The sequence below is a fragment of the Bacteroides cellulosilyticus DSM 14838 genome (genome assembly GCF_000158035.1).
Taxonomy (GTDB): Bacteria; Bacteroidota; Bacteroidia; order Bacteroidales; family Bacteroidaceae; genus Bacteroides; species Bacteroides cellulosilyticus.
In genome coordinates, this window is sequence record NZ_EQ973486.1 from 270581 (window position 1) to 277928 (window position 7348).

Annotated in this window: 6 protein-coding genes and 1 pseudogene; 3 read left to right on the top strand and 4 right to left on the bottom strand. The window is 46.8% G+C overall.

Features of this window, described 5'->3' with window-relative positions; genetic code table 11:
- A partial coding sequence (locus tag BACCELL_RS01060; RefSeq protein ID WP_007209625.1) for a hypothetical protein occupies positions 1-916 on the bottom strand: 916 nt, incomplete at its 3' end.
- Positions 917-1089: 173 nt separating this feature from the next.
- Here BACCELL_RS01060 and BACCELL_RS01065 point away from each other — a divergent pair.
- Positions 1090-2037, top strand: a pseudogene (locus tag BACCELL_RS01065) (glycoside hydrolase family 43 protein); the annotation flags it as partial.
- 47 nt (positions 2038-2084) lie between these two features.
- On the opposite strand, the gene BACCELL_RS01070 reads toward BACCELL_RS01065, so the two are convergent.
- Both BACCELL_RS01070 and BACCELL_RS01075 read right to left on the bottom strand, forming a co-directional pair.
- The gene (locus tag BACCELL_RS01070) at positions 2085-2354 is read right to left on the bottom strand and encodes a hypothetical protein (protein WP_007209627.1); all 270 of its coding nucleotides are present in this window, start codon (positions 2352-2354) and stop codon (positions 2085-2087) included.
- A 109-nt stretch (positions 2355-2463) separates the two neighbouring features.
- Complete coding sequence (locus BACCELL_RS01075) at positions 2464-3942, bottom strand: DUF3943 domain-containing protein (RefSeq protein WP_007209628.1); 1479 nt, start codon at positions 3940-3942, stop codon at positions 2464-2466.
- A 346-nt stretch (positions 3943-4288) separates the two neighbouring features.
- Between BACCELL_RS01075 and BACCELL_RS27580 the strand changes: the two genes are divergently transcribed.
- A complete protein-coding gene (locus BACCELL_RS27580; protein WP_007209630.1) occupies positions 4289-4420 on the top strand; it encodes a hypothetical protein in 132 nt (43 codons plus the stop codon).
- Positions 4421-4529: 109 nt separating this feature from the next.
- Here BACCELL_RS27580 and BACCELL_RS01085 read toward each other — a convergent pair whose 3' ends face one another.
- Positions 4530-5375 (bottom strand): helix-turn-helix domain-containing protein, encoded by an 846-nt coding sequence (locus tag BACCELL_RS01085; protein WP_007209631.1) that lies wholly within the window; start codon positions 5373-5375, stop codon positions 4530-4532.
- A 223-nt stretch (positions 5376-5598) separates the two neighbouring features.
- On the opposite strand from BACCELL_RS01085, the gene BACCELL_RS01090 reads away from it, so the two are divergent.
- Positions 5599-7092 (top strand): PAS domain-containing sensor histidine kinase, encoded by a 1494-nt coding sequence (locus BACCELL_RS01090; RefSeq protein WP_007209633.1) that lies wholly within the window; start codon positions 5599-5601, stop codon positions 7090-7092.
- The last annotated feature ends 256 nt before the right edge of the window (positions 7093-7348 follow it).

Below are 7348 nucleotides of genomic sequence, written 5' to 3' on the forward strand. Positions count from 1 at the left end.
ATATCGTATTAAAACAAATCTCCGCCGCCTCCCTGTCCGGCAAGCATTTCAGAAAATACACCGGAGTATGGGCCGCAAGATATTTCACTGTCTCGATGACACCATTATTCAATTCTCTCACTTCCTTCAGATTAGAGCACGATGGCAATAGTGATGCGAAGGCCCGTGCCGGACTCTCTCGTTGAATCTCATTCATCGGAGCCTGTTCCAATCGTACAAATGCCCCTACAGGAACAGAGTCATTCTTGTAGCAGGGTGTCTTTCCGCTCCAGGGAGAACCGTAGACTGTGGCTTTCCCTGTTTCCCGGTTGAAATGCACGATGGGATTATCATCGTTCAGCAGTTCACAGCCGGGGATATGCTTCAGCCACAACCCGCTGTGCGTACTTTTTCCCGTTCCGCTTTTGCCTTGGAAGAGATATCCCTTTCCATCTTTCTTTATGACGGAAGCGTGCATTAATACAGTATCGGAACAAGCCGTATTGAAAGCATAAATCATCATCAGGATATTGTTGAGCACAAATGCATCCGCTTCTGTTTCGTGCAGGAACAGGACACCTTTGGTAAATCCGTAGAAGAAATAAGCTGTGTACTCTTTCGGATCGTTGGGAGCGAGGATGGTAATGAGATAAGAGTCCGTATCCGGAATCACACTGATCCTGCATGTGGCACCTTCCCATTCAAACTCGACGAGTGAGCGGTATTTAGCATGGTCTTCTTCTTGGATTTCACTCTCCGGCTGGACGGCAAGTGAGAATGCTATTTTGAGTTCTTTCTTTTTGTATGTATCTAAAGATAACAGGAAAGGTTTCAGGGAGGGAATCAGCTCTTCCGTTTTCCAGTGTGGAATGGTGGAGGAAGTACCGAATAGATAAGGCCCTACTTGATATACCTGTGCGTTACGCTCTCCTTTCATAATCTATAATATTTGATGTACCGGTGTAAAGGTAGAGGAATTCTTCTGATTGGACAACTGAATTTTACACAATATTACAGGTTTCGGTTCATTTCTCCAGTCTTTTCCGTTTCGGTATGTTCCGGGGATGCTATATCTTTGTAGGCAATGAAATCATTAATCTTGAATAAACCATGAAAACTGTACTTATCTGGTTGACTTTGTGTTTCGGCACCCTGATGACCACTTATGCCAATGGAACGGCTTATCTTTTTTCCTATTTCATAAACGACAGCAAAGACGGACTGCATCTGGCTTATAGTTACGATGGTCTGAACTGGACCGCCCTGAACGGTGGCAAGTCATACCTGACCCCTGCCGTGGGTAAAGATAAACTGATGCGTGACCCGAGTATCTGCCAGGCACCCGATGGCACCTTTCACATGGTCTGGACTTCCAGTTGGACCGACCGGATTATCGGCTATGCCTCTTCCCGCGACTTGGTTCATTGGAGCGAGCAGCGAGCCATTCCCGTCATGATGCACGAACCGACTGCCCACAATTGCTGGGCGCCCGAACTTTTCTACGATGAACCATCGCAGACGTATTATATTTTCTGGGCAACCACCATCCCAGGCCGTCATAAAGAAGTGGCAACCAGTGAGAGTGAGAAAGGGTTGAACCATCGCATGTACTACGTTACCACGAAAGATTTCCAGACCTTCTCGAAGACCAAAATGTTTTTCAACCCCGATTTCAGCGTCATTGATGCTGCCATCGTGAAAGACCCGAAGAATGAGGACTTTATTATGGTGGTGAAGAATGAAAACTCCAATCCTCCGGAGAAGAATCTCCGCATTACCCGTACCAGAAATCTGGCGAAAGGATTCCCTACTAAAGTTTCCCCTTCTATCACCGGAAACTACTGGGCGGAAGGACCTGCCCCCTTGTTTGTGAGTGATACGCTCTATGTTTATTTCGATAAATACCGTGACCACCGTTACGGTGCAGTCCGTTCACTGGATCATGGCGAGACTTGGGAAGATGTGTCTGATCTGGTTTCATTCCCTCGTGGCATCCGTCACGGGACGGCTTTTGCTGTGGATACCTCCGTTGTGGAAGCTTTGATTGCAAACAGCAATTTTCCTTTATTGGGCTCCCGGAAAGGTGATTGAGATGCTTCACGTTTTTAGTCACCATTACATTCGTCAAAGGATACTATTTTGCGAGTGCGGTTGCTCGTTCTTTCCTTGCGGATGTTTTCTTCCATATGGTCTGTTTCGGGATCATCGGCCCATACACCAAAAAGATCTTCCAACTTTCCGTTGCCGGTTCTGTTCTTAGCTTCTTTCTTTAATATGGACTCGGTGAGCATCTTTATCAGATGTAGTTTGGCTTCATCGCTCAGTGACTTCAGCATATCGAAGTAGCTACTTGCCAGTTTAAGGCTCATGTCCATAACTCATCTCCTTTCTTGCTGATTTATAGTGGTAAAGATAAGGTTTGCCTGTGGCTTCTGCAACAAATTACGGGGAAAATATGTTTCCTCCGTCACCTTTCCGAAGTCTCTAATATTTATAAGTCAGCATCAGACGCCCTTCCGAAGTATTGGAAAACACATTGGCGTGATACCTGTATTTGGTATCGCGGGTGTAGTTCATAAATGTGCCGGTGAGGTACAGTTGTTTCCGCAATTTCAGGTCCAGCCGGAGGCCGACTGCATGGAGAATGGCCCTCGAACGGTCACCCTGTGCATTGAGTGTCTTCGGTTCCACTTCGTCCCAGTTGATGTCTTGGGGATACCCTTTCCAAGTGAACATGTGGTAGACTTCGTAGATGGTGGATATAGCAAGGCGGTCCTTGTAGGTAAAGTTAAAGTTGAGCTTGCTACTGTAGCCGCTGGCCAGGTTGTAGATGCGTTCGTCCACTTGATAATAGTCGCTGAGGGCACCTCCCAGAAGGATGGCGTTGAGGTAGGCGTAACCATCTATTCCCCAGTTTCGTTTGAGGTTTCTTTTGTAGATGAGGCCACCGCCCACGGAAGCGGGTGTACAGAATTTATAAGGTACTTTTGCCGATACTGCCGATATCGTGTCCGAATCGTAGTAGTCGAAGTGCTGGTACAGCCCAAGGCTGAGGTAGTGCTTTTCATTGTTCATCAACTCTTTGGCTGCCAGTCGGCCAACAATGTTTATCTGTCCCAGAACCGGTTGATCTTTCTGCCAGTTCAGATTCGCCTGGATGGAGAAATAGTCGTAGGGTTTGGTATCTTCCGCATCGAAGCGGTCGCCGTATTCGATGTTGATTTCGGAGGCCAGACCCACACCTTTGTCCAGAATCTCGTCTTTCAGTTCCAGGGTACGTATACCCAGAGATACATCCACACTTACATCGGGTACACCGAATTGCTTACCCGAAGTGGAACGCCGCTTCCAGGCATCTCCGTTGATAATACGGGTCAAGCCGCGCATAGGGGACACCAGGAATCCGGCAAACTCCAGTCCGAAGCGTGACCAACCGGTTTTCCGGTCGTCGAGGATGAGGTCGGAAACCCTGTAAGTCACTTCACCCAGGGCCATACCACCGATAGGGGTGGCAATGATGTCGTTGGTAGAGGGATATTCGTTCTCCATAAACATCTCCCACATGAAGCTGCCGCCGAAGGCAAAGAGTCCGGACTGCCAGAAATTGTATCCGTTGGACCGGGCAGAGTTGAAGTACAGACTGCCGTGGTAGGGGTGCATGAACATATTGGTGCCCATGGCGTCATTGTCCCACACGAAGCCATGCTTGAGGTTGTCCTTGATAGTACGTCCGTTGATGTAGGCAAAGTCAGCCTTACGGATATAGCGGTCGAAGGCCCAGACTCCCATATTGATACCGAAGACCATGGTGCCCGCCTGAATCCCCCTTTTGTGGGAGTAATAGTCTATATCGAGCGAGTCGGCAGGTCGGGGAGTGGCTAAACGGTGGCGGATGGCGAGTTGTGGATAAGCCACATTAACGGCTATCAGGAAAGTGAGCAGAGTCAGCAGTAACTTTTTCATGATGCAAACTTAGGGATTTTTATTAAATGCACGTAGTTGTATTTTTCGTAAAAAGTCTCTAGTACTTCTTAATTAACTCGTTTGCAACATAAAAGGTTCACGAAAGGGGGGGGATTGGTACGCGTTCGTCCGCTCCATTCGCGTTGTCCGCATACCAATTATTCTCCGGATGAATCGAGAATTATGGCTTGTGCTGCATGGATTTGGGGGAGTTTCTTTATCTTTGTCGCAGTTGCTACGGTGAAAATGCCGGCAACTCTAAATTCTTACTAAGAATATTTTGAAGGTGGTCCTACTCTTCCGACACGGATGTATGAAATAGAACTCTTTAAAACCATAGAAAGTTATGTCAAACGATGAGTGGAAGGAATTAAGCGAGAAATTGCACTATGGGTTGGCACTGGCCGAGCAACGCATGCTTGAGAAAAAAGCACAGCGGAACGAAACTGTGATAGTGGGTACACTGATGGGGAAATAAAAGCCATTCCTGCCCGCCGTCTGCTTCGTAAGGCAAAGCAGCGCAAGATGAAATAAATATCTTCACTTGCTGGGAATGCAGAAACAATCCTTCTTCTTCTGTAATCCTGTTATCTTACCGAATTCCGAAACATTTGCGGCGTCACCCCTGTATGCTTCTTAAAGAATTTATTGAAGAAGGCGGCATTATTGAACCCCAGACTCAGCGCAATATCCTTCACTTGCGTATTCTCCGTGCGCAGTTGCGTCTTGGCATCCATGATGAGTGTCCTGTTGATAATCTCCATTGCTGTATGTCCCGACTCCTTCTTGACAAGCCGGCAAAGGGCGGACGGTTGCATATTCATCTTCTTGGCATAATACACCACTTGATGCTCACGGGCATATTCCTCATGTACCATTCGGACAAAAATCCGGTACTGATGGAAATGTCTGCTGCCTGGCGTCTCTTTCAGTTTCGCCTGTTCCGGACAAAGTTCGGATACCCCCTGCAACATCAGACTTAGGAACGACTGCAACACAGCCTCACTCAACTTCTCCCCAACCTCTTTATAAAGGTGCGACAGAAACGTAAACATCTCCGAGTAAAGTTGCGAAACCATTTCCGACAACGAGAAAACATAATGCTTGCCGATGATATGAAACTTATCCATCATATTCTTGCCCATTCCGGCATTCTGGATCAGTCGCTGCGAGAACATGACAGCATGTATTTCCACATCATCCGATGCGGTCAGTAGCTGGACGAAAGTCTCGGGAGGAACAACTATCAGCTCATTCACCCCAATCCGATATTCGGTATGATTAATAATTGTCTTCAGCGAACCCTTGCTGCAAAGAGCGAAAATGCCTCCCTCCGTCTTGTAAGCCCGTCCCGACAGATGGCTCAGCCCACTTGCCGTGATCTGCTGATATGCAATGAAGTCGGCATTTATATTGAATTTAGTTATACTCATGTCTTATCTTTTAGGCTTGCAAAATTGAATGATATTGATTTATAATCAGCAGGAATAACCGTTAAATTCGACTCTCTGTCCCTTTTCGTCCCGTTAAAAGATGTAAAGGTGTGAATGACGGAATATATCTGTGCCAAAATGGAATATTAATTTCTTCCGGTTTGTTTGTTGCCTACCCGTTTAAGCCCGACCTTTGCCGTCTACACGATAAACATAACCCTTTATGAACCCTGATATACCCCAAGAAGTACGGATAGTGAACGCCATTGCCGAACAATTGTTCGATGTATGGCCCGTCAGCATTGTCATGATTGACCTTGAAGACCGTATCTGGCGCGTGAACAAGCAGATGAGTGATGAACTCCAACTGGATACGGACATCATCGGTAAGTCTGTCTTCGATTTGTTGGAAGTAGTGCAGGATAAGCAGAATGTCCTGCCTCGTTATTTACAGGAACTGCGCGAAGGTTGCCAGCGCATCATCCCCTTGTCTTCCAACTGTTTCATCTATGAACAGAAGCGGCACATCAGTTTTCTGATACAAGGTGCCTTGATAGGCGTGTATGAAGAAGAGCGGCTGGTAAGAATCGTACTCTATTACCGCAATGTGCTGGAAGAAAGAACCCAGAAACGTTTGCTGAACATCGCCCTGAGTCGTACGCAGATATTCCAGTGGTCGTACGACCTGGAACGTAATCTTATGATTATCGATCCCCGCTATTTCGAATATTTGGGTATCCCTACCCGCGACTACACCCTCACCCCCGAAGAGTTTGCTTATCTGATACATCCCGACGACCGTCAGTCGGTGTTTGATGCCTTAACCTTGCAGCTGGATGGTAATCTATATGAAGCTCCTGTAGAATACCGCCTCCGCCGCGACGACGGCAGTTGGGAATGGTTCGAAGCCCAGTCCACCTACGTTGGGCAGCTGAAAGAAGCCCCTTACCGTATTGTCGGCATCTGTATGAGCACTCAGAAATACAAGGATACCGAAGACTGTTTGAACGAAGCCCTGCGTAAAGCCCGGCACAGTGATGAACTGAAAAGTATCTTCCTTGCCAATATGAGCCACGAAATACGCACCCCGCTCAATGCCATCGTAGGTTTTTCCTCCCTGCTGGCCCATGGAGACTTAGACCTGACCAAGGACGACATCATCGAATTTACCTCTCTGATTGAAAAGAACAGCCAGCTGTTGATGGTCCTGATATCCGACATCCTGGACCTCTCCAAGATAGAGTCGAACACCATGGAGTTCAACTTCTGCAACATCTCCCTCCATCAGGTACTGAATGAGATAGGCAGTGCGCAAAGAATGAATATGAAGAAAGGCGTGGAACTGTTGCTGGATCTTCCTGGACAGGAGATCACTATTTCTACCGATCCCACCCGCCTGAGCCAGGTTATCAACAATCTGGTGAACAATGCGATTAAGTTTACCTCCGAAGGAAATATCTGTATAGGCTACCGGCCTGCCACTTCCAATCGTGTAAAGATATTTGTGGAAGACACGGGAACAGGTATGGCCAAAGAAGTGATAGAACATATCTTTGACCGTTTTTACAAAGGAGATGCCTTCAAGCAAGGCACAGGACTGGGGCTGGCCATCTGCCGGACAATCGCTGAACGTTTCAAGGGGAAGATCGAAGTAGCGTCTACGCCCGGAAAGGGTACACGCTTTACAATCATCCTGCCGCTGAAAGTAGAAGAATGAGTGGGTGCATAATGGGATAGTAATGAGTTTTCACCACAGAGTAACACAGAGTTTAATCAATTTGAAATCAAAAGAATAGAACTCCGTGAAACTCTGTGGTGAATTAATTCATAACCAATAGAAATTTAATTCATATTCTGAATATTGGCTATATACACCGGATGCGTAGCATCTATATATCGAACATGTCGCATCTATATATCGGACATGCAGTATCTATATATCCAATACCACCGATATATAGATGCTAAAAGAG